Raw genomic sequence first — 22,126 nt, 5'->3', positions numbered from 1 at the left:
CACATAAGTATCTTAATTTCTTTCATTAACTTTCTAGTAATTTATCCATAAGATACTCTAACTGAACATTGGATGAGTAGATATCTATATCATAAAACAGTGTAAAATCAATAGGTATAATATGTCCCTCTTTAACCGCAGGAATTGACTGCCAAACTGGATTATTAGCTAATTCTCCAATTTCTCCACTGAATACTATATAATCTCCAGCATAATCCTTAATTGTTTCAAGTGAAATTTCTCTATATTGATCTTTTGCTATAATTTCATTCTGTATAACATCTGGTGCTTTAAAACCTAATTGGCTATAAATCATATCGCCACCACGTCCCCATTTATCTCCATACACCCAAACTCCACCTTTTTGATTTCCTTCAAAAATACTGAATTTCTTATCCATAATTCCTTTACCATCTAGTTCTTTCTTTGCATCAGTTATTTTTTTCTTGAAATCAGATACAGCCTTTGCTGCCTCTTCCTTTTTATTTAAAACCTCTCCTAAAAAGGCCATTCTCTCTTCCATACTTAGAGTAGTAAAAGGTACATAAACTGTAGGTGCAATCTTAGAAAATTCATCTATCTTCTCTTCACTTACAACGATGATAAGATCTGGATCATATTGCATTACTTCTTCTGGCTCAAACTTTTCCCATACTGGTAAATCTGCCACCTCTTTTTCATAAGCACTGCCTTTGGCATCATAAGTAGCTACTGGTTTAACTCCTAAAGCCAGAACATCACCCATTCCATAAGTTACAATAACTCTCTTTGGATTAGCAGGAACCTCTACATCTCCTCTTACAGTACTTACTGTACGAACAGCATCTTCTTCCTTCTCTGCATTTTTAGTTGAAGAGCAGCCAGCTAAGATTACTGTACTCATAAATACTGCACAAAACAACGATAAGAATTTTTTCATTATATATCTCTCCCTTATAAATCTCTTATATTAATCTGATTAACGCCAGCGCCTGCGTTACGTTCAAATGTAAGACCAGTCTAACTTTTAAAATCTTAGCACTTCTATTTTTTACTGTCAACGGCTTAATCTTCTCACTTATAGAAGTCATATTTTATTAAAATAAGAATTATCTATTGTTTTACAAAGGTCAAATGAAAATTATTCTCTTTATTATGGAGTATAACTTAAATAAAATGGATTTGAACTTATTTAAAAAACTTTATCTCATAACAACATTATTCTACTAACAATAAAAGCAAGTATTGGAGGGAGATTCTCAACACTTGCCTTTATTTTACTTAGATATATTAATTAAACCATCAACAAGTGTATCAATTAAAGCACCTGATGATTGTATATCGGTATAATAAGTTAATGCAGTATCTGCAATAACAATTTTTTTGTTTTTAACAGCAGGAATCGAACTCCAAACAGTACTACTATTTACTGAATCCAGAACCGGTCCTAAATGAATTAAATAATCTCCACAGTATTGTGATAGAACTTCTAGGGATGGCTGTGCCCAATATTCATTCTTATCGATTATATCATTCTTAACCTTATCTGGAGGAGTAAGACCCAATTCTTTATATGCTAAAATTCCTAATGCATGCTTGTCTCCAGCTACTGAATTGATTTTATCAGTTGTTTGCAATATAGTTACACTGACATTCTCTATTCCAGCTTTCTTAAGAGCTTCCTTACCTTGCTCTATTTTCGCTTTATAATCAGCAATAATCTCTTTAGCTTCTTCTTGTTTATTAAGTACTTCCCCTAAGAAAGTCACTCGCTCTTCTGTAGTCATATCTCCATATGGAACTAAGATGGTTGGTGCAATTTTCGAAAGGTCTTCATATTGACCCTCATTTACTGAAATAATTAAATCTGGTTCTAAGCTCATAACTTCTTCAACCTCAAAGTCCCAGCTTCCTAAATCAGTTGCCTCTTTTGTATTATTTTCAAAAACAGCTCCTTCAAGTACCTGTGAAACTCCTATTGGCGTAACTCCAAACTCAAACACATCTCCCATTAAGTAATGTACTACTATTCTCTTTGGGTTAGATGGCACTTCAACATCACCTTTGATTGTTTTAATGACCCTTGTCCCTTCTTCTGCTGACTGCGATACTTCAGTCTTTGATTTAGAGTCAGTTCCATTATTTATAGGCGCGCTACTACACGCAGATAAAAGCAAAGTAAGACTTAAAGCTGCTGCAATTACAGTTTTGTTTCTTAAATGTTTAAACATTTTATATTCCCCTTCCTCAAAAAGTTTGCCTACTCTAACTAAGCTTTCTTTATTATAAGGAAATATAGAATTGTTTCCAATGTAAGAATCGCTCAACTTTATTCTAAAAATCGCTTTATATTCATTTGGAGTTTTTCCTGTAACCTTCTTAAAAAGATTGCAGAAATGATATTCATCATAAAAACCTAAGGACATACTTATATCCTTAATAGAGTATTCAGTTTCACGTAAATATTCCTTAGCTTGCTCTATTCTGCAATAAATTAGATATTCTTGTGGGCTTTTTCCAACCTGTTTTTTAAATATGCTTCTTAAATAGCTTTGACTTATATTAAGTGAATCTGCCAATGCTTGTATTGATACCGCATCTCTATAATTCTCATTTATATAGCTCTTAGCAATACTGACAACATCAGGTTGAAATACCTGTACTTCGTCCTCATTTAGTTCTTTATATATCTCATATACAAGGTTGTAAAATGCAGCCTTCTCATAAAACATATCTATAGAAGTTGGTTTTCTCCATCTCTCATACATTTTTCTTAGCTGTTCCATGAAAAAAATAGGATTATTAGCTGAAAAGCCGTATATCTGCTTAAAAGGATTAACCTGCTCCATCATCCTAATAAGTTCTCTCTTATAAAAAGCTGGTTCTCCTACCTTATATAAAATCATATAATAGTCTAACAATTCACAGTTTGACTTAATAGAAAATTCTGTACCTTTTCCACCATGAAATACCCCAAAACGTTCAACATTATATGAAACACCACTAAAAGTTACCTCTGCCTTACCCCTGCCAGTAAAAATAAAAGCATTGGCAGGCATTTTATAATCTTTCACATGCTCTTCAAAACTTAAGGCTCTGTATCTTATATCTATTAAACTTATAACAGACTTCTCCCAAATCTTAATAGCATCCTCAAGACTTTTTTTCTTCATCACTGACCCTCCTTTATAATAAAATCACGATTTTGTTAGTATTCCCTAACTTTTTTCGTAATTATATCATAGGAAAAAGAATCTGTACACTTTATTATATTCTTAACTTTTAGCCTTTTCTAATAGCCCATTTACAATCACATCCAATTGTGCATTAAAGGATTGAATATCGGAAAACCAGAACATTCCGCTTTCTACCTGAACTACATTTCCATTCTTTACAGTCGGAACTGATTCCCATATGTTATTACCCTTCATCTTCTCAATTTGTTCATCTGAGAATATATAATCACCTGCATAGTCCTGTAAGGTTTCATAGGATATATCAATATAGGAAACTCCATCTTTATCAAATACCTCATCTTTAATACGCTTTGGAGAATTAAGACCTAAGTGTTTATAAATTATTTCGCCTCCACGACCATAGTCAGCTCCAAAAACACGCATTACACCATTATCTCTCATCTCAAATAACGATACCGTTTTATCACTGATTCCAGCATTACTTAAAGATTCCTTTGCATCTAAAATCTTTTTATTAAATTCTGTAACTACTTTCTCAGCCTCTTCTTTTTTATTTACTAAATCGCCGAAAAATTTAACTCTTTCTTCATATCCCCATTCATAGTATGGCATAATAACAGTAGGTGCAATTTTAGAGAGTTGATCGTAATTATCTTTTTGAATCCAGATAATAATATCTGGCTCTAAAGCTGCTATCTCCTCATAATTAGGCTCCCATGAGTCAATTACAGTTGTACTTGATAAATCACCTTCAAAAACTGCCCCATCATTAAATGAAGTTCCCACAGGTTCTATACCAAGACTTAAAATATCTCCTTGGAACTGTGCTACTACTATCCTTTTAGGTTTTACTGGAATTTCAACATCTCCCATCATTGTATTTATTACTCTTGTACCCTCATCAACAGATTGAGACTCTTCATTATTAGACTTTGCTCCATTACTACTAGCTGCACTACTACATGCAGTTAATAGCAAAGTAAGACTTAAAGCTGCTGCAATTACAGTTTTATTTTTTAATTGTTTGAACATTTTATATTCCCCTTCCTCAAAAAGTTTGCCTACTCTAACTAAGCTTTCTTTATTATAAGGGAATAAAAAATCACTATCCATGGTATAATCGCTTATATTGATTGGTGTTTTCGCTCTATATTCAGTTGGCGACATACCTACATTTTTCAAAAACAACTTACTGAAATTAAACTCATCTTGAAAGCCACAACTAACAGCCACTGACTTCACTGAAATCTTTCTTGTATTAAGCATCTTTTTAGCTTGTTCTAAACGAGATTTTATTAAATATTCCTGTGGACTTTTACCATATCTTTTTTTAAAATTTCTACGTAAATTACTATCGCTTACTCCTAACATATAAGCAATATTTTGTATTGATATTGCTTCGCTATAATGTCCATCAATATACCGTTTTGCCATAGAAATTATATCTAAAGAAAATACAGATACATTCTCATTAACTAATTCTTCATATACAGAATAAACTATTTGATAAAAAGCTGCTTTTTCATAAAATAGATTTAAAGGACTTGGCTTCTGCCACTTTTCATACATCTCTAAAAACTTGCTTCCAAAAAATAATGGACTGCTAGGCTGAAAACCATACTGCAAACTAAAAGGATTCATATTCTCTATAAGCCTGTGAAAATCCCTTCTATAGAAAGACGGCTCACTAGCCTTATACAGAATCATGTAAGTTTCAATCCAACTTTCAATTGGTTTTATTGAAAGTTCTGCACCCTTTCCTCCATGAAATATTCCAAAATTATCTACATTGTAGGAATTGTCTCCAATAGATACCTCTGCTTTTCCTCCATTAGTATAGATAAAAGTATTAGCAGGCATTATATAACTGTTTATAGCCTCCCCGCTAGAAATAAGACTATGCCTTATATCCATTAGAGAAATGCTACACTTCTCCCATATTCTAAGAGCATCTTCTAACTCTTCTTTTGAAAAAATAATCTCTCTATCTAACGCCTTTTTCATAGCATAACTCCTTACAAAAACATAGTTAGGCTACACTAACTTTTTTTCTGTAATTGTAGCATATTGCTGTACTATTTGTCATCTTCCTCCTTATGCCAATCTAATTCCCTTTTAACTTCTAAGACCTATTAAATTTCTTGACGCCTTAACTCCTTAACTCCTTAACTCCTTGACTCCTTGACTCCTTGACTCCTTGACTCCTTGACTCCTTGACTCCTTGACTCCTTGACTCCTTGACTCCTTGACTCCTTGACTCCTTGACTCCTTGACTCCTTGACTCCTTGACTCCTTGACTCCTTGACTCCTTGACTCCTTGACTCCTTGACTCCTTGACTCCTTGACTCCTTGACTCCTTAGGGTAGTCTACTTCTCTGCTGCTTTATTATTCAATATTTCACAAAAAATATTGTTAAATTTCCACGCTACTGCTCTGTAGAGGCTTTTTTTCAAACCTCATTAAATCATTTTGTCTACACCCTATATCATCAATCTACAAAGGATTAGACTGGCGCTGAAAGGCGCGCCTACCGATTAGATGTGCATTAAAAAAGACTGTAAACCCAACCGTTTAAGTTAGATTTACAGCCTTATTCTTGATGTTATTTATTGTTTAAGTAGTCATGAATTCCTTTAGCAGCTCTTTTTCCTGCTCCCATTGCTAGGATTACTGTTGCTGCTCCTGTTACTGAGTCTCCACCTGCGTATACTCCATCTTTTGTTGTTTTTCCTGTTTCTTCTTCAACTACTAGACATCTTCTTTTGTTTATTTCTAGTCCTTTTGTTGTTGAATATATTAATGGGTTTGGTGAAGTTCCTAAAGACATTATTACTGTGTCTAATGGCATTACAAATTCTGAACCTTCTACTTCTACTGGTTTTCTTCTGCCTGAGGCGTCAGGTTCGCCTAGTTCCATTCTTATACACTTCATGCCTGTAACCCAGCCTTTTTCATCTTGTTGTATCTCTATTGGGTTTGTTAGAAGGTCAAAGATTATTCCTTCTTCTTTTGCATGGTGTACTTCTTCTACTCTTGCTGGAAGCTCTGCTTCGCTTCTTCTATATACTATATGAACTTCTGCTCCTAATCTTAAAGCTGTTCTTGCCGCATCCATAGCAACATTTCCACCACCAACTACAGCTACTCTATCTCCAACTCTTATAGGAGTGTCGTAACCTTCTTTGAAGGCTTTCATTAGATTGCTTCTTGTTAAGAATTCATTTGCAGATAGTACTCCATTTGCGTTTTCTCCTGGTATTCCCATGAACTTTGGAAGTCCTGCTCCTGAACCTACGAATACTGCTTCAAAACCTTCTTCTTCGAATAGCTGCTCTATTGTTATGGTTCTTCCTACGATAACGTTAGTTTCTATTTCTACTCCAAGTTTCTTTACATTTTCTATTTCTGTTTTTACTACTGTTTCTTTTGGTAGTCTAAACTCTGGTATTCCGTATACTAATACTCCACCTGGTTCATGTAGAGCTTCAAATATCTTAACTTCATAGCCTAGTCTAGCTAAGTCTCCTGCACAGGTTAATCCTGCTGGCCCTGCTCCTACTACCGCTACTCTTTTACCATTTGGTTCAGCTTTTTTAGAGATGTCTACATTGTTTTCTCTAGTCCAGTCAGCTACGAATCTTTCAAGTTTTCCTATAGCTACAGCTTCACCTTTTACTCCTAGTACACATACTCCTTCACATTGACTTTCTTGAGGACATACTCTTCCGCATACTGCTGGAAGGGCCGATGCTTCTGCTATTATTTCTGCCGCTTCTTTTATGTCTCCTGACTTTACCTTTTGTATAAATGCAGGTATGTTAATGGATACTGGACATTTATCTACACATCTAGGTTTTTTACAGTTTAAACATCTTGTTGCTTCTAGGTTTGCTTCTTCATCTTTGTAACCTAAACATACTTCTTCGAAGTTCTTTGCTCTTACTTCTGGTGCTTGTTCAGCTATTGGTGTTCTTTTCATTCTATCCATTAGTTTTCACCTCCGCAGCCACAGTCTTTTGCATGGTGGGTATCCCCTTCTGCTTTCTTAAGTTCTACTCGTCCTTCTTGAGTCTTGTACATGGATTGTCTTCTCATTGCTTCATCGAAGTTTACTAAGTGTCCATCGAATTCTGGTCCATCTACACATGCGAACTTAACTTCGTTTCCGACAGTTACTCTGCAAGCTCCACACATTCCTGTTCCATCTACCATGATTGGGTTTAAGCTTACTATTGTGTTTATATCTAATTCTTTAGTTAATAGACATACGAACTTCATCATTATCATAGGTCCTATGGCTACTACTAAGTCATATTCTTTTCCTTGATTTTGTACTAAATCTTTAAGTACTTCTGTTACTAATCCTTTATGTCCATAGGAACCGTCATCTGTTGCTATATATAGGTTTCCTGCTACTTCTCTCATTTCTTCTTCTAGTATTAATATGTCTTTACTTTTTGCCCCTACTATAACATCTACATTAATTCCTCTTGAATTTAGCCACTTAACTTGTGGGTATACTGGTGCAGTTCCTACTCCACCTGCTATAAACACTATTTTTTTGCTCTTTAACTCCTCTAAATCTTCATGTACCATTTCTGAAGGTACTCCAAGTGGGCCTACAAAGTCATGGAAGTAGTCTCCTTCATTATAATTAGCCATTTTTTGTGTTGATCCGCCTAAGGTTTGGAACACTATTGTTACTGTTCCTGCTTCAGCGTCATAATCACAAATAGTTAACGGAATTCTTTCCCCTTTTTCATCCATTTTTACTATGATGAACTGTCCTGGATTTGATGATTTTGCTACTCTTGGTGCTTCAATATCCATTAGATAGATATTTTCGTTTAGTTGTCTTTTTTTAACTATCTTGTACATGTTTCTCCTCCATATCATTACTTATGTATATACTTCTACCAGTCCTTAATTCCTAGAGATTTAGCTTTTCTTACAACTGTGGATTGTGTTATTCCTAAGATTTCTGCTGCTTTATATGTACTTCCATATTTATTAAGAGTCTTTTTTATTATTTCTCGCTCTAAGTCTTCTACTGATTTTTTCAAGCTCGTAAATTCATCCATATTAAAGCAGTTAGACATTTTTTCTCTACCTAAAACTCCATAAATCTTGTCCTTATCTATCAGCTTTTCTTCTCCGATTATTACTAATCTCTCTATTATATTTTGTAGTTCTCTTACATTTCCTGGCCAATTATAACTTTCTAAAGCGTGCAATGCTTCATTCTTAAATACTTTGTTTTTTCCATACTTCTTATTGCTCTTTTCTAAAAAGCTATCTGCTAGAGCATCTATATCTTCTGGTCTTTCTCTAAGCGGTGGAATATTTATAGGAATTACATTTAATCTGTAGAACAGGTCTTCTCTAAACTTTCCTTCTTTTATTTGTTTATTCAGATCTTCGTTTGTGGCAGCAATTACCCTCACATCTATTTTTATAAACTCTAACCCGCCTATTCTCTTGATTTCTCTATCTTGAAGGACTCTTAACAACTTTGATTGAAGAGCTATAGGCATTTCCCCTATTTCATCTAGAAGTAGAGTTCCATTATTCGCTATCTCAAACAATCCTAGCTTGTTTTTATTTTGTGCTCCAGTAAACGCTCCTTTTTCATATCCAAATAGTTCAGATTCCAATAACGACTCTGGTATAGCTGCACAATTTATCTTTACGTAAGGTTCCTTATTTCTATTACTATTAACATAGATTTCTTTTGCTACTACTTCTTTCCCTACACCTGTTTCTCCAGTTATAAGTACAGTTGCATCTGTTTTAGCTATACTTTCTATTAGGCTTCTTATGCTATCCATCTCTTTACTTTGAGATATTATGTTTCCTTCAAATTGAGCTTTCTTTATGTGTTTTAACTCATTTAAGTATTTCTTTTTCTCATTTTCGGCCTTGTCCAAATTCTCTTTTAACTTCATTAATTCAGTAATATCTCTCATTAATATAGTAACTCTTACTATATTTCCTTCTTCATCAAAGAATGGTTTTCCACTCATGAGTACTATTTTATTATTTCTTTCTATAGTAGTTATTACTGAAATCTCTTTCTTCTTTTCTATAACTATATGTGAAATAGGTTGTGGTTTTATAAGCTTCATAGATTTTTTATTTAAGCTACCTATCATCTGCAATGCAGTACTCTCTTTATTGTCATCTAAAAGTATAAATGCAGCATCTGAATAAAACCCCTTCTCTTCCCATATCTCTTGTATATTTCTTCCCACTATTTCATGTTCTTCTACTCCAGCAATTCTGGTGTATCCTTTGTTAATATATATTACAACACCATCCTTGTCTGTAATATATACTCCATCATATACAGTGTCTGCTACAAGTAGTACATCAATATCACTATCCATGCGAAAATTATAAGTTTCCATCATTCTGTCTAACAATACTTCTGGAGAAAGTTCACTTTTATTAAGTATATCAGTATACTTTTTCTTGGTTTTAGAATCTACCTGAATTGTAATAAGGTTCTCATTCATATGTTTTTCTCCCGTTTCTAAAATAGATATCATGATTCATTATATCAGAAATCGTTATCAGCATAAATATTGACTTTTACTCAGATATCTGTACCCAAATGTTCAACTAATGCCTTTGAATCTAAGGCTATTTTCTCTATACTTGCAGCAATCTTCTCTATTGATTCAGCTTGTCCTGATGCTATTTCCCCAATATAGCTAGATGACTCTATTGCCATGTCTATTCCTGAATCTATGTTATTTAATGCTCCTGATATTTTCTTAGAAGTTTCCTCACTTAATAGTGCAAGCTTTCTCATTTCTTTAGCTACTACAGAAAACCCTCTTCCATATTCTCCGGCTCTTGCTGATTCAATAGATGCATTTAGCCCTAATATATTTGACTGTCTGGCTATATTTCCTATCAGCCTTACGGCTTCATTACTCTTTTCCACATTATCTTTTCCTTGCTTGGTTTCCTTGATCATGTAATTTAACCTTTCAGAAAGTTTTACTGCATCACTAGCAAATCCATTTACTATTCTATTAGTTTCCTCTAAGGACTTCATTAGTCTTAAGGATGAACTTTTTATATTTGCCACCTTTTCAATACTTTTAGAGACTCCTATACTTCCTATTACTTCCCCCTCTCTATTTATAAGTGGCATAGCTGTTATCATTAAGTCTATTCCGTCAGTCTCTTTTGTAAGCATCTTATCTAATGTTTTTTTATTTTTTATTACCGTTCTAAGTCCGCTCATCTCTAGTTCGTTTAACTTTCCAACCTTAAAAGGAGCTTTAACATTTTGTCCATCTTCAGAATAAATACATTCTTCTTTATTAGTTATAGTTAATGAACAGTCTTCTTTAACTAATTGCTTTATTATTGGAGCAAACTCTATTATGTTTTCTAAGTTCTTATCCATATTATCCCCCTCATCTTACACAAAGCACTTTTTGCCAATACAAAAATGAATCGAGCTAATGCAAATATGTTTTAAATCAACAATTTTATTGCTGCTATAGCCGTGACAACTAAAATAGTGCTATGAAATAACTTCTCATTAAGTCTTTTTATTACCTTAACTCCTAATACTGCCCCAATAGCTATTGCTGGTATCATTATTATAGTAAGGAAAATCGTATTGAAAGGAATGTTGTGCCAGAATACAACTTGTAGTGGTACTTTAGCTAAATTTATAATAAAGAAAAACCATGCAGTAGTACCCATAAATCCATCTTTTTTAAAGCCTCTTGCTAATAAATAAACACTGAAAACTGGCCCAGCAGCATTACCTATCATTGATGTAAAACCGCACAAGGTTCCTGTTAAAGCATATACAAAGAAATTTTTAGGTATATTTAAATTTTCGCCCTTTATTTCAGTGTAAATTAATATTAATAGGCATATTATTACTGAAACTGCTATAAATGACTTAAACTGCTTGTCACTAATATAATTACCAACTATGATTCCAAGAACTAGTCCTGTTATAGCCCAAGGTAATAATTTTTTTATGTTGTTCCATTCAGCATGTCTATTATAATAATATAAAGCACCTATATCTCCTACTAAAAGCATAGGCAGCATAATTCCAGTGGATTCCTTACCTCCAAATACCCCTGCAATTATAGGTATAGCCGGCATTAAAAATGAACTTATTCCCGTCTTTGAAAAACCAATACAAAATGCAGCTACTATCATCCAAAGCCATTGCCCCAAAGACAAATTAAACATATCTATTAAGTTCATATATTTCTTCCTTTCTTACATAAAACTCGTTAAAACACTACCTTAAAATAATAAAGCAATTTCCATGCCATATTTTTAACAATCAACATTTCAAAGTCTTGCAACTGAAAGAATGTTAAGTGTTTAGCTATCTTACTCAGTAAAAAATAAAAATAGGTGATATAACTATAAATTAAATTCGTCTCCAATAATTTATCTTTAATACAATATTGTATTAATTAAGGACTATGAAAAATTTCATAGTCCCTTTTAACTTTACTTCTTTATTTCAATTGTCGCTGGTTTATAATCCAAATATTTCTTACGTTTTTCATTTATTACTTCCATGTTAGAGAAGTATTTTCTCATAGTGTCTTGTATTTCGAAGAAATGATCCTTAGCTCCATTACCGTTTGTCATTGATTTTCTGTGTCCATCTTCTTCTATTACAAACTTCCACTTTCCATTCTCATCTTTTTCTAAATCTCCACCGCAATGACATACAGGACATTCTATTTTGAAGCCTTGTTCATTCCAATGTGGTTCTCCTAATGATAGAACATTTGAGTGGCAAACTGGACACCATCCAAGATTTTCATCTCCAAGGAACCCTACTTCTTCATAGTTCTGAATTCCCTTAACTACGTTTTCTCCAAGTTTTGCTGCTCTTTCTAAACTTGCTTCATCAAGAAGAACTTGTCCAGGTCTTGGTGCACGATTTATCATAACTTGGTCAACTACCTTGATGTCTTGAGCTAATAGTGTAATGTTCATGCTTTCTAATCCAAGTGACATCCAGCTTCTAGTAGATCCTCCATTTGAAATTATTCCACCAACTCTATGTTTAAAGTAAGCAGGATTATTTACTTGCTTATGGAAGTTTGGTTCATATGCTAAATGACGGTCTGTGAAGATTCTGTATAAACCTGCTGGCATAAATGAGTATGCTGGGACAACTACAATTACTCCATCAGCTGCTAACCATTCTTGCATAATTGTGTCCATATCATCTTTATCTTTAAATACACATTCAGGAGCTTCTCCTTTTTGTGTGAATTTTACTGTACAAGACTCACAGCCAGAACAAGGTTTAATATTATAATTGTGAAGGTTAATCATCTTAACTTCTGCACCCAATTCCTCTGCTTTCATTAGAGCTGCTTTAGCTAAAATTTCCCCATTTCCATTTTTTCTACCTGCTGTAACTGCTAAAATTTTCATTTCTACTCCTCCATAATACTTATTATCATCTTAAGTTTATTTTATATTTCTGCCGCTGTATCAAATCCAGCGTGAACTGCTGAATATACATTACCTATTTGTTTTCCATCTCCAATAATATAAACCTCTGTTTCTGGAATCGCATGTCTAAGACTAGCTATAACATCTTTACGTGGTCTCATTCCTAAAGCTAATGCAACTGTATCCGCTTCATATTCTTTCCATTGGAATCTAGAATTTATAGTCTTAATTCCCTTGTCAGTAATTTCTTCTAGCTTAGTATTAGTTATAACTTTAACTCCATGTTTCATTAATAAAGATTGTAATGAGAATTTGTTTATTAATGAAGAACCATTTAGTAAAGCATCTGGTCCTTGCATTTCAAGAAGTGTTACGTCCTTACCTTGCATTGCTAAATCAACAGCTGATTCAGCTCCCGTAAGTCCTCCCCCAACAACAATTACTTTGTTGCCTACTGGTACTCTTCCGCAATCTACATCTCCTGACCAATGAACATGTTCTTTATCAACACCTGGTATGTTAGGAATAAGTGGGGTAGCTCCAACTGCTATAATTAAAGCATCTGGATTCTCTTCTTTTATCATATCTTCTGTAGCTTCTGTATTTAACTTTATTGTTGCTCCGCATTTTAAAGTTTGAGCAACTATCCATTCTAAGTAGTTTCTTAAGTCCTTTTTAAATTCAAGGTCTGTAGCGTGTTTTAAAGTACCGCCTAATGTTTCTTCCTTTTCAAAAAGTACAACTTCATGTCCTCTTTCAATAGAAGTAAGTGCAGCCTGCATTCCAGCTGGGCCTCCACCAACTATTACAACCTTTTTCTTAATATCAGCTTTTTGAACTTTTCCGCCTGGATATTCTGTTTCACGTCCATTAGTTGGGTTAACAGAACATCTAGTTTTCTTAAAGAATGCTGAACGACCGCAACAAGTATTACAACGTACGCAAGGACGTACATCTTCAACTTTTCCAAGAGCAGTTTTTCTCATGAATTCTGGGTCTGCTACAAATGGTCTTGCCATAGCAACAAAGTCAACTAATCCTCTTGATAATATTTCTTCTGCATTCTCTAAAGTCATAACTGATCCAACTGCCGTTACATATAAATCATCTCCAACTGCCTTTTTAATTTCTTCAGCAAAATGTATGTTTAACATGTAAGGAACATATAATGGTTGAATCATATATTGAATAGTAAATGGATTTGGAAGCATACCTGCTGAAACATGAAGTATATCAATTTTATCTTTTATAAGCTTAACAAACTCAATAACTTCTTCAACTTTCATTCCGCCTTCAACTAATTCATCTGCACTAATTCTGTACTCTAGTATAAAGTTTTCTCCAACTCTTCTACGTACAGCTTCTAATAATTCGATACAGAAACGTGCTCTATTTTCAAAACTTCCACCATATCTATCAGTACGTTTATTTACATATGGAGATAGAAATTGTGAAGGAAGCATACCATGAGCTCCATGAATCATTACCATTTTAAATCCGCTGTCTTTACATCTTCCAGCAGCATCTGCAAAATCTTGAATAGTTTTATTTATTAATGGAATACTCATTTCTTCAACTTCTGCTGGTGTTTTACCTTGAAGTTTAGAGAAGAATTCATCAATTTCAGCTGGTTTTGGAGTAGAGCTAACTGGTTTTAACCCTTTAGTTGCTAAATTCATAGAGTTAGCAAAACGTCCTCCATGGTTTAATTCTATAGAAATTAAAGAACCATATCTTTGTATTTCATCAGCTAGATCATCTAGACCCATTTTTACATTATCATCACCTAGATTAATTTGTCCTTCATGGTCCATTGCATGTTCCCAGTTTATTGCAGAGTCACCTACTGTAACTATTGCTGCAGCACCTTTAGCAAACGGTCTATAAAATTCAATTACTTCTTTAGTAACCCATCCTTCTGGAGTTGCCATACAAGGTACCATAGGTGCTACCTCTATTCTATTCTTGAACTCCACTCCTTTTATTGTTATTGGCGAAAACACATTTTTATATTTGCTCATTACTAATTCCTCACTCTCTCTTAATATTCATCCATGTTCATTTAAATTTAACTAAAAGAATCTCTAAAATATTTCTCCATTCATTTCACTATATAGGCCTGGTAATATCTCTGCTAAATTGCTATACTCCTCAACATTATGGAAGGCTAGTCCCATTGGTGCTTGAATTGGCATCTGTATTCCATCTGGAAGCAATTTGCAAAGTTTTTTATCAATTATGTTATATCCCATCCAAAATCTTGTACGAGATTCTACTCCTCCATCTACTTGTCTAAATAAATGCATCATTACAGCAGGTGCTTTAGGTCCACCAGCTCTTGACTGTGCCATACCATTACCACATACTACTGTTATGTTTTTTTCTTTAAGTTCCTTAGGATCAAAACCTATTTGTTCTGGGCTTAAGAACAAAATCTGAATATCCTCTGGTCCATTTCCTGTATCTTCTATTACCTGATGAACACGTCCTTGGAACTTTTCTAACATTGGCGTCTCAGGATTAAGTATTTTTTCTCTATCTTCATCACTTATTGATATTCCATAATGACCGTCTCTAAACCATAGCATGTATCTTAAATCCTCAATAGCATGCCATGCAAACCACCAGTTAATCATATCTAATGAAACTCCTGGAAACTTGTTGTTAACAGCAACATAACCAGCTCCATTTTCTAAAATGCAGTATCCTGTTTCTACTTCATCGTATCCTAGTTCAAGTAATTTCTTTATGTCTTCAGGTTTTAATGCTTTCTCTGAGTTCATAGGTCCTTTTTTTAGAATTTCCATTAATTCTGGGTTTGGAGTTGCAAGTTGCTTATAAAAGTACTTTGAATATGACTTTTCTTTTTCTTCGTTGGTTAATTCTCTTTTTAAATCCTTTATCATATATCTCTCCTTATTTTTATTACTCCAGTAATCCTTTTCAAGTAAATTAATCTTTATTTGCTTGCTTGTTTATATTTTATCAATCTTCAAAATTTAATTAAAATGCCTATTTGTTATTACTGTTATACGTTATTGGTATGATATTTTAGCAATTATAAGTAAAAAAATAAGCTAGTACGCATATATACTAGCCTTTTCTATACATACTACTCCACCTTCACTTCACTTAAAACTCCATTTACAAAGTGTGGTATGCTTGAATTCATATTTTCTTTTTTCCATGCCATTATTACATCTACAAAATCATTTTCAACCTTAAAAACTTTTATATTTTTATTGTCATATCTTACTTGAGAATCAAACAATGCAACCCCAACTCCAGCCTCTACACAAAGAAGTACCGACTCTATATTAGGAAGTTGCTTTACTATCTTTGGATCAAATCCATTTTTTCTGCATATCTTTATTATTCCGTCAAAACCTTTAGGTGATTCATCTCTAGAAATTATAACAAACTTCTCATTTTTAAGGTCTTTAATGCTTAAACTTTCAGATTTAGCTAAGGGGTTGGACACATCCATTACAATATAAGAATTCCCTCTATAAACTGTATCCCATACAATTCCTAATGAATCATCGACTTCAAAGGAAAGGGTAAATATTATGTCTAATTTCCCATTAATAAGTTTTTCTCTCAATTGTTTAAAACCGTAGCTTTCAACAATTAGATTAGTATCACTATGTTTCTCTTTAAACTTCCTAATTATCATGGGCAAAAACACACTTGTATTCATAGATTCTAAACATCCAATAGTTAAGGTGCAATTTTCACCTAAATTGGGCTGTTTTACTTTTTCTATTGCCTGCTCTATAGAGTCTACAACTCCATTTATTTCTTTAAACAAAACCATTCCAGCTGATGTTAATCTTACATTTCTCTTAGTTCTAAAAAAAAGTTGAACGCCTATCTCATTTTCTAATATAGCAATTTGTCTACTTAAAGAAGGCTGAGAGACATATAAATTTTTAGCTGCTTCTGTAAAATTTAAATGCTTCGCTGCAGCAAGAAAATACTCAATTTGAAGTAGGGTAACCTTTTCATAGTTCACAAAAACTCCTCCAATATTTTGTTTTCTATATTTTCCGTAAGGACAACTTAAATATATCAGAGGTAGATAGATAATTCAATCTACTATATTTACCCTTTAAATTAAAAAATACCGCCAAAATTTCAATATTTCGGTGATATTCTCAATTAAGCTATATTAAATCATGCACTCTAATAAATATTATCTCATACAACTATTTATATTTCTCTACTAAATAAGTAAAAGTAGAACTCATCATCTGCTATTGACGAATTCTACTTTCACTAAGGTGGTACTGGTATTTATGTGGTAAAATAAACTTAAAATGTTGAGGATAATATAAATTGTAATCTTTTATTTTGGAATTCTCTTTTAGTAATCTTTTCTAAACTATCACATATTAGAATTACTTGTAATACTTAATAACTCTACACTACCTATACCTCTCTATTATAATAAAGCAACTATTATGCCAAAAAAACTAAATCCTTTATATTTTTGCCTTTACTACTCTTCAAACACTTATTAATACTCACTTTGAAGACTTCCATATTTTTTTAATTAAGTTATTTTAATCTTAATCATTTTTATAATTAGAGTTACTTCAATTCACTTCTGTATTGAGTTATAAGTAACCAAAATTTGATACAAGCCCAACTATTGCCGCAATAGGCACAATCAATGCAACTTATAATATAATTCTAACTGAATCAAGTTTTATTTGATATAATACATTTTATTATCACTTTGATTTATTAAAGTATTGTATTATTAATCCATATTCCTTGGAGAGTATTTTGTATGGAGAAGTTTATGGGATAAGCTGCTCATAGGTTTACCTAAATATTCACTATACAGTTTTATTATTTCAGGATTCTTATGGGATTCTCTTATCTCTTTCCTTTCATCAATTCTATAAATCTGTTCCAATCTTTTTTCTTTAGCTTTTAGAGTACTTCCAACAGGTTGTCCTCCTCCACCTACACATCCTCCGACACAGGCCATAACTTCGATGAAACTATATTCAACAGTTCCATTCTCTATTTGCTCTATTATATTTTTAACATTCGAGATTCCATGAACAACAGCAATTTTTATAGGAACATCATTTATGTTTATAACAGCTTCTTTTACTCCCTTCATTCCTCGAACTTCCTTAAACTCAATGCTTTCTAACTTTTCATCAGTTAGTAGAGTATACGCAGTTCTTAAAGCAGCCTCCATTACACCTCCAGTTGCTCCAAATAATGCTCCAGCACCTGAGGCAATTCCTAAAGGAGAATCAAATTCCTCCTCTTTTATGTTTCTAAAATCAATGTTTGCAGTGTTAATCATCCTTGCAAATTCTCTAGTAGTTAAAACAAAATCAACTTCCTTTACCCCATTAGTTTTCATTTCCGATCTATTGGCCTCATACTTCTTAGCTGTACAAGGCATAATAGAAACAGTTACTATATCTTCTGGGCTTACTCCGAACTTTTCAGAATAATAACTTTTAGATATTGCGCCAAACATCTGTTGTGGTGATTTACAGCTAGACAAATTTTTTAATATACTTGGAGAGTATATTTCAGCATAGTTTATCCATCCTGGACAGCAGGAAGTAATCATTGGCAATACTCCATTTTTTTCTATTCTCTCAACTAATTCATTTCCCTCTTCCATAATAGTTAAGTCTGCTGCAAAATTCGTATCAAATACCTTGTCAAAACCCATTCTCCTAAGTGATGCAACCATCTTCCCTGTAACATTTTCTCCTGCTGGCATATTAAACTCATCCCCAACACTTACTCTTATTGATGGAGCTACTTGAACTATAACATGCTTATCTGCTTCATTAAGTATTTCCCAAACCTTTTCAGTGTCATCTTTTTCATATAAAGCACCTACAGGGCATACTGTTGTGCATTGTCCACAATATATACAATTAGATTTTTCTAATGTTTCATTATAGGCTGTTCCAACAGTTAAGTTGCTAGATCTATGAGAATGACAAAGCGCCCCTATTCCCTGTGTAGTTTCACACATCTCTACACAACGGTTACACTTTATACATTTTGACCTGTCTCTCACCACTGAAGGATTAGTGTTATCTAAAGGATATCTTTGGGCAATGTTTGATAAATCACTGTCCCTTAAATTAAATTGTCTACATATATCTTGTAGTTCACAACTTCCATTTCTAATGCACTTTAAACAATCCTGTTGATGATTTGCCAATATTAATTCTAAAACACTCTTTCTAGCATCTAATACTCTTTTAGAGCTTGTTAGTATTTGAGCACCTTCCCATACTGGTGTAGAGCAAGCCGTAACTAAGGAGTTTCTTTCTTTTATTTCAACAAGACAAATTCTACAGTTAGCCTTCACACTTTGGTCTGGATGATAGCATAATGTTGGTATATTTATATTTAAAAGCTTTGCTGCCTGTAAAATTGTAGTTCCTTCTGGCACACTAACTTCCTTTTTATCAATAATTACTTTGCAATAATTCATATATATTTTCTCCTCTTTATATTAGACTCTTTTAACTTACATGCAGCTATAGAACTCTTCTTTAAATTCCCTTATTGCAGAAATTAAAGGAGCAGTGCAAGACTTACCTAAACCACAAAAAGATGCACTCTTCATAATATCAGTAATCTTATTTATACTTGCTAAATCCTCTGGACCTGCAATTTTATTAGAAAATCTTTTGATTATAACAGCTAATTGTTTGTTTCCCTCCCTACAAGGAGTACATTTCCCACAGCTTTCATGAACAAAAAAATCTTGAACTGTTCTTACGTAATCTACAATACTGTTACTTTCATCCCCTACTAAAATCGCACCTGAACCAATAGCTAATCCATTAGCTTTAAAATCTTCATATGTATACTTAACGTCTAACATCATATCTGAAGCTATGGGTCCAGAAGCTCCCCCTAACTGCAAAAATTTAAACTTTTTATCATTTTCAATACCTTTTGCTACATCATATATTATCTCTCTCAAGGTTAAACCAAATGGGATTTCATATACTCCTGGCCTATTAACATTTCCTGATATACTTATTAACTTAGTTCCCTTACTCTCCTCTGTCCCACAAGAAAGGTACTCCTCAGCATCCTTTGAAAACAGCACTGGAACTATAGCTAGAGTTTCAACATTATTTATACATGTAGGTAGTCCAAACACACCTTTTTGCTTGATATATGGAGGTTTAATTCTTGGTCTTCCGCTTTTACCTTCTATTGATTCAGCTAGTGCAGATCCTTCTCCACAGACATAAGCTCCTCCTCCTGAAACTACCTCCACCTTTAAATTAAAGCCTTTACCTAAGATATTTTCACCAAGCAAATTCTCTTTTTCGGCCAGCTCTATGGCAGTTCTCATTCTTCTTTGAAGCTTCTGATACTCTTCCCTTATATAAATATATCCTCTGTCCGCATTTATGGCATATGCCGAAATAATAAGCCCTTCCAACACCTTAAATGGTGCCCATTCTAAAAGAGCTCTGTCCTTAAATGTTGAAGGCTCTCCTTCATCAGCATTACACACAATAACCTTTGAATCAGCTATCTCTTGAGCAGCTTGTTGAAGCTTTCTCCCTGTTGGGTAAGCAGCTCCCCCTCTACCTTTTAATTTAGAAGCAGTTACAACATCGAATATTTCTTCCTTTGGCATATCTATAACCTGCTTTAAAGCTGAAAATCCTCCTGATTTAATATACTCCTCTAAAGATTCAGGATTTTTAAAGTTAAAATTTTTAGATATTATTTCAACTGACTTTTTCATATTGATATCTCCTCTTTTTATTTACTTCCTATAAGACTTCTTTTAAGTTTTCTCTTCTATAATCATGAATAATATCTTTAATCTTTTTCTTACTTAATTCTCCGAAAATCTCATCTCCTATACGAAAAGCTGGCGATACATCACATGCTCCAAAACAAGGTGAGTACATTAACGTAAACACTCCATCATTAGTTGTCTCCCCTACCTTTATCTCTAACTGCTGTTCTAAAACATCTTTTAAAGTCTCATATTTATTCACCATACAAGCTGTACTATTACATATTTGAATTACATACTGTCCTCTTGGTTTATCAGATAATGCAGAATAAAAAGTAATTACATCATAAGTTCTGCTAAGTGATATCCCTAAACTTCTACTTACAAACTTTGCAATATCAGCAGAAATATACTGCTGCGGAGCAATTGCTTGCACCTCTAATAAAATTCCTAGTATGTTGTTTTTATTATTTTCATACTTCTCTATAATCTCTTCTATTTTTAAATATAAGTCCTTTTCTAAATCCATGTTCATATTATTTAACTCTCCTCTCTTAAACTAAATCCATAAATTTCATTTCATATATTTATATAAAGCAAATTACATGCCATTTGGTACTTAAGGCTATCTATACAAAGTATATTTTTTACTGAATTACCCTGTTTCCTTGATTTTCTGCTAGTTTTAATTGCTATGATTTATATAAAACTAATCCTAAGATTATTAATTAATTCTTCAATGTATTTAAAATTAATACTTAAAAGAATTAAAGTTAATTCATTTATACTTCACCTGGATTTCTGCACATCTATCCTGTAGGAGCGTTCCTCAGCTCCATTAAATTCCTTTATATTTCACCTAGATATTTGTTTTTCTGATTAACTGTTTATCTGGCTATTGAATCTAAAATTAAATAAATTTAATTAAAGCTATCAATGGTTTTCTAACTGACTTTCATTAAAATAAAAACAGCTCAGCATTAATTTTGCTGAACTGTTTTTATTTTTAATAAGTATCTCCAAGCATGGGTCTTACATTTATTTCTTCTACAACTGCTTGAGGGCTTAAAGTTAGTAGAACACCCACAAGTTTTGCTATATCGCTCGCTTCAAGTAATCTTCCTTCTGGAGTTTTTTCATTAGGAGTTCTTTTTTCTGTAAAAGTTCCCCCAGGATTAAGTAGTGTAACTCCAATCCCTAATTCTTTAAGTTCGTTTCTTAAGCTATATGCATAGGATTTTAAAGCCCATTTTGAAATTCCATAAAGTGATCCATCATCAACTCTTATACTTGCTGTAGAGCCTATGATTATTATGCGTGGATACTCTCCTTTTTTAAGTATATCTATAAATCTCTGCACCAATTTATAATTAGAAATAACATTAACTTTTAATAACTCTTCAAGTTCATAGGGAGACGCTTTTACTACTGATCTTAAAGAACTTCCAAAGTAAGCTGCATTTAAAATAATTACATCTGGTGAAAAGTTTATTTTGGAGGTTTCTTCTATTAATGTATCAACATCATCTTTTAAATCCCAAGCAAATCCGTTAACTCTTTCATAAAAACCTGAAACAGCTTTATTTAATCTATCTGAATCTCTCGCAACTAAAAATAATTCATGTCCACTTTTATGGAGTTCTTTAGCTACAGCTAATCCAATCCCCTGACTTCCTCCAGTTATAAGTACCTTCATTTTAAAACCTCCTTTTA

At 33.1% G+C, this 22,126-nt stretch carries 16 protein-coding genes; all 16 read right to left on the bottom strand.

All coding sequences use genetic code 11. The features are described from left to right. Positions 1–25 precede the first annotated feature (25 nt). The 16 genes from P8F83_RS22385 to P8F83_RS22310 all read right to left on the bottom strand — a co-directional run bounded on the left by P8F83_RS22385 (position 26) and on the right by P8F83_RS22310 (position 22,109). Positions 26–919 carry an ABC transporter substrate-binding protein gene (locus P8F83_RS22385; RefSeq protein ID WP_326512750.1) on the bottom strand — a complete coding sequence of 298 codons (894 nt, stop codon included), beginning with the start codon at positions 917–919 and terminating at the stop codon, positions 26–28. 337 nt (positions 920–1,256) lie between these two features. Next, the gene (locus P8F83_RS22380; protein ID WP_326512749.1) at positions 1,257–3,152 is read right to left on the bottom strand and encodes an AraC family transcriptional regulator; all 1,896 of its coding nucleotides are present in this window, start codon (positions 3,150–3,152) and stop codon (positions 1,257–1,259) included. Positions 3,153–3,254: 102 nt separating this feature from the next. After that, a complete protein-coding gene (locus P8F83_RS22375) occupies positions 3,255–5,180 on the bottom strand; it encodes an AraC family transcriptional regulator (protein WP_326512748.1) in 1,926 nt (641 codons plus the stop codon). Between the two features lie 599 nt (positions 5,181–5,779). Continuing rightward, positions 5,780–7,165, bottom strand: coding sequence for an NADPH-dependent glutamate synthase (gene gltA / locus P8F83_RS22370; protein ID WP_326512747.1), 1,386 nt, complete (start codon positions 7,163–7,165; stop codon positions 5,780–5,782). Further along, the gene (locus P8F83_RS22365; RefSeq protein WP_326512746.1) at positions 7,165–8,055 is read right to left on the bottom strand and encodes a sulfide/dihydroorotate dehydrogenase-like FAD/NAD-binding protein; all 891 of its coding nucleotides are present in this window, start codon (positions 8,053–8,055) and stop codon (positions 7,165–7,167) included. The genes gltA and P8F83_RS22365 overlap by 1 nt, the downstream gene beginning before the upstream one ends. Before the next feature lie 35 nt (positions 8,056–8,090). Then, on the bottom strand, positions 8,091–9,692 hold the full coding sequence (locus tag P8F83_RS22360) for a sigma-54 interaction domain-containing protein (RefSeq protein ID WP_326512745.1): 1,602 nt from the start codon (positions 9,690–9,692) through the stop codon (positions 8,091–8,093). Between the two features lie 80 nt (positions 9,693–9,772). After that, positions 9,773–10,597 (bottom strand): methyl-accepting chemotaxis protein, encoded by an 825-nt coding sequence (locus tag P8F83_RS22355; RefSeq protein WP_326512744.1) that lies wholly within the window; start codon positions 10,595–10,597, stop codon positions 9,773–9,775. A gap of 71 nt (positions 10,598–10,668) precedes the next feature. Continuing rightward, entirely contained in the window at positions 10,669–11,424 is a 756-nt protein-coding gene (locus P8F83_RS22350) for a sulfite exporter TauE/SafE family protein (RefSeq protein ID WP_326512743.1), read from the bottom strand. Positions 11,425–11,679: 255 nt separating this feature from the next. Then, the gene (locus P8F83_RS22345) at positions 11,680–12,624 is read right to left on the bottom strand and encodes a flavodoxin family protein (RefSeq protein ID WP_326512742.1); all 945 of its coding nucleotides are present in this window, start codon (positions 12,622–12,624) and stop codon (positions 11,680–11,682) included. Between the two features lie 41 nt (positions 12,625–12,665). Further along, complete coding sequence (locus P8F83_RS22340) at positions 12,666–14,666, bottom strand: oxidoreductase (protein ID WP_326512741.1); 2,001 nt, start codon at positions 14,664–14,666, stop codon at positions 12,666–12,668. 63 nt (positions 14,667–14,729) lie between these two features. Next, the gene (locus P8F83_RS22335) at positions 14,730–15,551 is read right to left on the bottom strand and encodes a DAPG hydrolase family protein (protein WP_326512740.1); all 822 of its coding nucleotides are present in this window, start codon (positions 15,549–15,551) and stop codon (positions 14,730–14,732) included. A 206-nt stretch (positions 15,552–15,757) separates the two neighbouring features. Further along, positions 15,758–16,660: a LysR substrate-binding domain-containing protein gene (locus P8F83_RS22330; protein ID WP_326512739.1), complete on the bottom strand. Its 903-nt coding sequence runs from the start codon at positions 16,658–16,660 to the stop codon at positions 15,758–15,760. Between the two features lie 750 nt (positions 16,661–17,410). After that, positions 17,411–19,135, bottom strand: coding sequence for an NADH-dependent [FeFe] hydrogenase, group A6 (locus tag P8F83_RS22325; protein WP_326512738.1), 1,725 nt, complete (start codon positions 19,133–19,135; stop codon positions 17,411–17,413). Positions 19,136–19,171: 36 nt separating this feature from the next. Then, complete coding sequence (locus P8F83_RS22320) at positions 19,172–20,416, bottom strand: complex I 51 kDa subunit family protein (RefSeq protein WP_326512737.1); 1,245 nt, start codon at positions 20,414–20,416, stop codon at positions 19,172–19,174. 28 nt (positions 20,417–20,444) lie between these two features. Continuing rightward, positions 20,445–20,948 (bottom strand): NADH-quinone oxidoreductase subunit NuoE family protein, encoded by a 504-nt coding sequence (locus P8F83_RS22315; RefSeq protein ID WP_326512736.1) that lies wholly within the window; start codon positions 20,946–20,948, stop codon positions 20,445–20,447. A gap of 471 nt (positions 20,949–21,419) precedes the next feature. Next, positions 21,420–22,109 (bottom strand): SDR family oxidoreductase, encoded by a 690-nt coding sequence (locus tag P8F83_RS22310; RefSeq protein ID WP_326512735.1) that lies wholly within the window; start codon positions 22,107–22,109, stop codon positions 21,420–21,422. Positions 22,110–22,126: the final 17 nt, after the last annotated feature.

Origin of the sequence: Clostridium intestinale (assembly GCF_035905475.1) — a bacterium.
Classification (GTDB): Bacteria; Bacillota; Clostridia; order Clostridiales; family Clostridiaceae; genus Clostridium_T; species Clostridium_T intestinale.
Note: the sequence above shows the minus strand (reverse complement) of the source record. Positions and strands in the feature narration are given on the sequence as shown.

Coding starts and splice junctions, on each gene's coding strand:
- P8F83_RS22380 (WP_326512749.1), bottom strand. CDS start 3,152: ATGAAGAAAAAAAGTCTTGAGGATGCTATTAAGATTTGGGAGAAGTCT.
- P8F83_RS22350 (WP_326512743.1), bottom strand. CDS start 11,424: ATGAACTTAATAGATATGTTTAATTTGTCTTTGGGGCAATGGCTTTGG.
- P8F83_RS22335 (WP_326512740.1), bottom strand. CDS start 15,551: ATGATAAAGGATTTAAAAAGAGAATTAACCAACGAAGAAAAAGAAAAG.
- P8F83_RS22315 (WP_326512736.1), bottom strand. CDS start 20,948: ATGAACATGGATTTAGAAAAGGACTTATATTTAAAAATAGAAGAGATT.
- gltA (WP_326512747.1), bottom strand. CDS start 7,165: ATGGATAGAATGAAAAGAACACCAATAGCTGAACAAGCACCAGAAGTA.
- P8F83_RS22385 (WP_326512750.1), bottom strand. CDS start 919: ATGAAAAAATTCTTATCGTTGTTTTGTGCAGTATTTATGAGTACAGTA.
- P8F83_RS22310 (WP_326512735.1), bottom strand. CDS start 22,109: ATGAAGGTACTTATAACTGGAGGAAGTCAGGGGATTGGATTAGCTGTA.
- P8F83_RS22365 (WP_326512746.1), bottom strand. CDS start 8,055: ATGTACAAGATAGTTAAAAAAAGACAACTAAACGAAAATATCTATCTA.
- P8F83_RS22340 (WP_326512741.1), bottom strand. CDS start 14,666: ATGAGCAAATATAAAAATGTGTTTTCGCCAATAACAATAAAAGGAGTG.
- P8F83_RS22355 (WP_326512744.1), bottom strand. CDS start 10,597: ATGGATAAGAACTTAGAAAACATAATAGAGTTTGCTCCAATAATAAAG.
- P8F83_RS22325 (WP_326512738.1), bottom strand. CDS start 19,135: ATGAATTATTGCAAAGTAATTATTGATAAAAAGGAAGTTAGTGTGCCA.
- P8F83_RS22375 (WP_326512748.1), bottom strand. CDS start 5,180: ATGAAAAAGGCGTTAGATAGAGAGATTATTTTTTCAAAAGAAGAGTTA.
- P8F83_RS22345 (WP_326512742.1), bottom strand. CDS start 12,624: ATGAAAATTTTAGCAGTTACAGCAGGTAGAAAAAATGGAAATGGGGAA.
- P8F83_RS22320 (WP_326512737.1), bottom strand. CDS start 20,416: ATGAAAAAGTCAGTTGAAATAATATCTAAAAATTTTAACTTTAAAAAT.
- P8F83_RS22360 (WP_326512745.1), bottom strand. CDS start 9,692: ATGAATGAGAACCTTATTACAATTCAGGTAGATTCTAAAACCAAGAAA.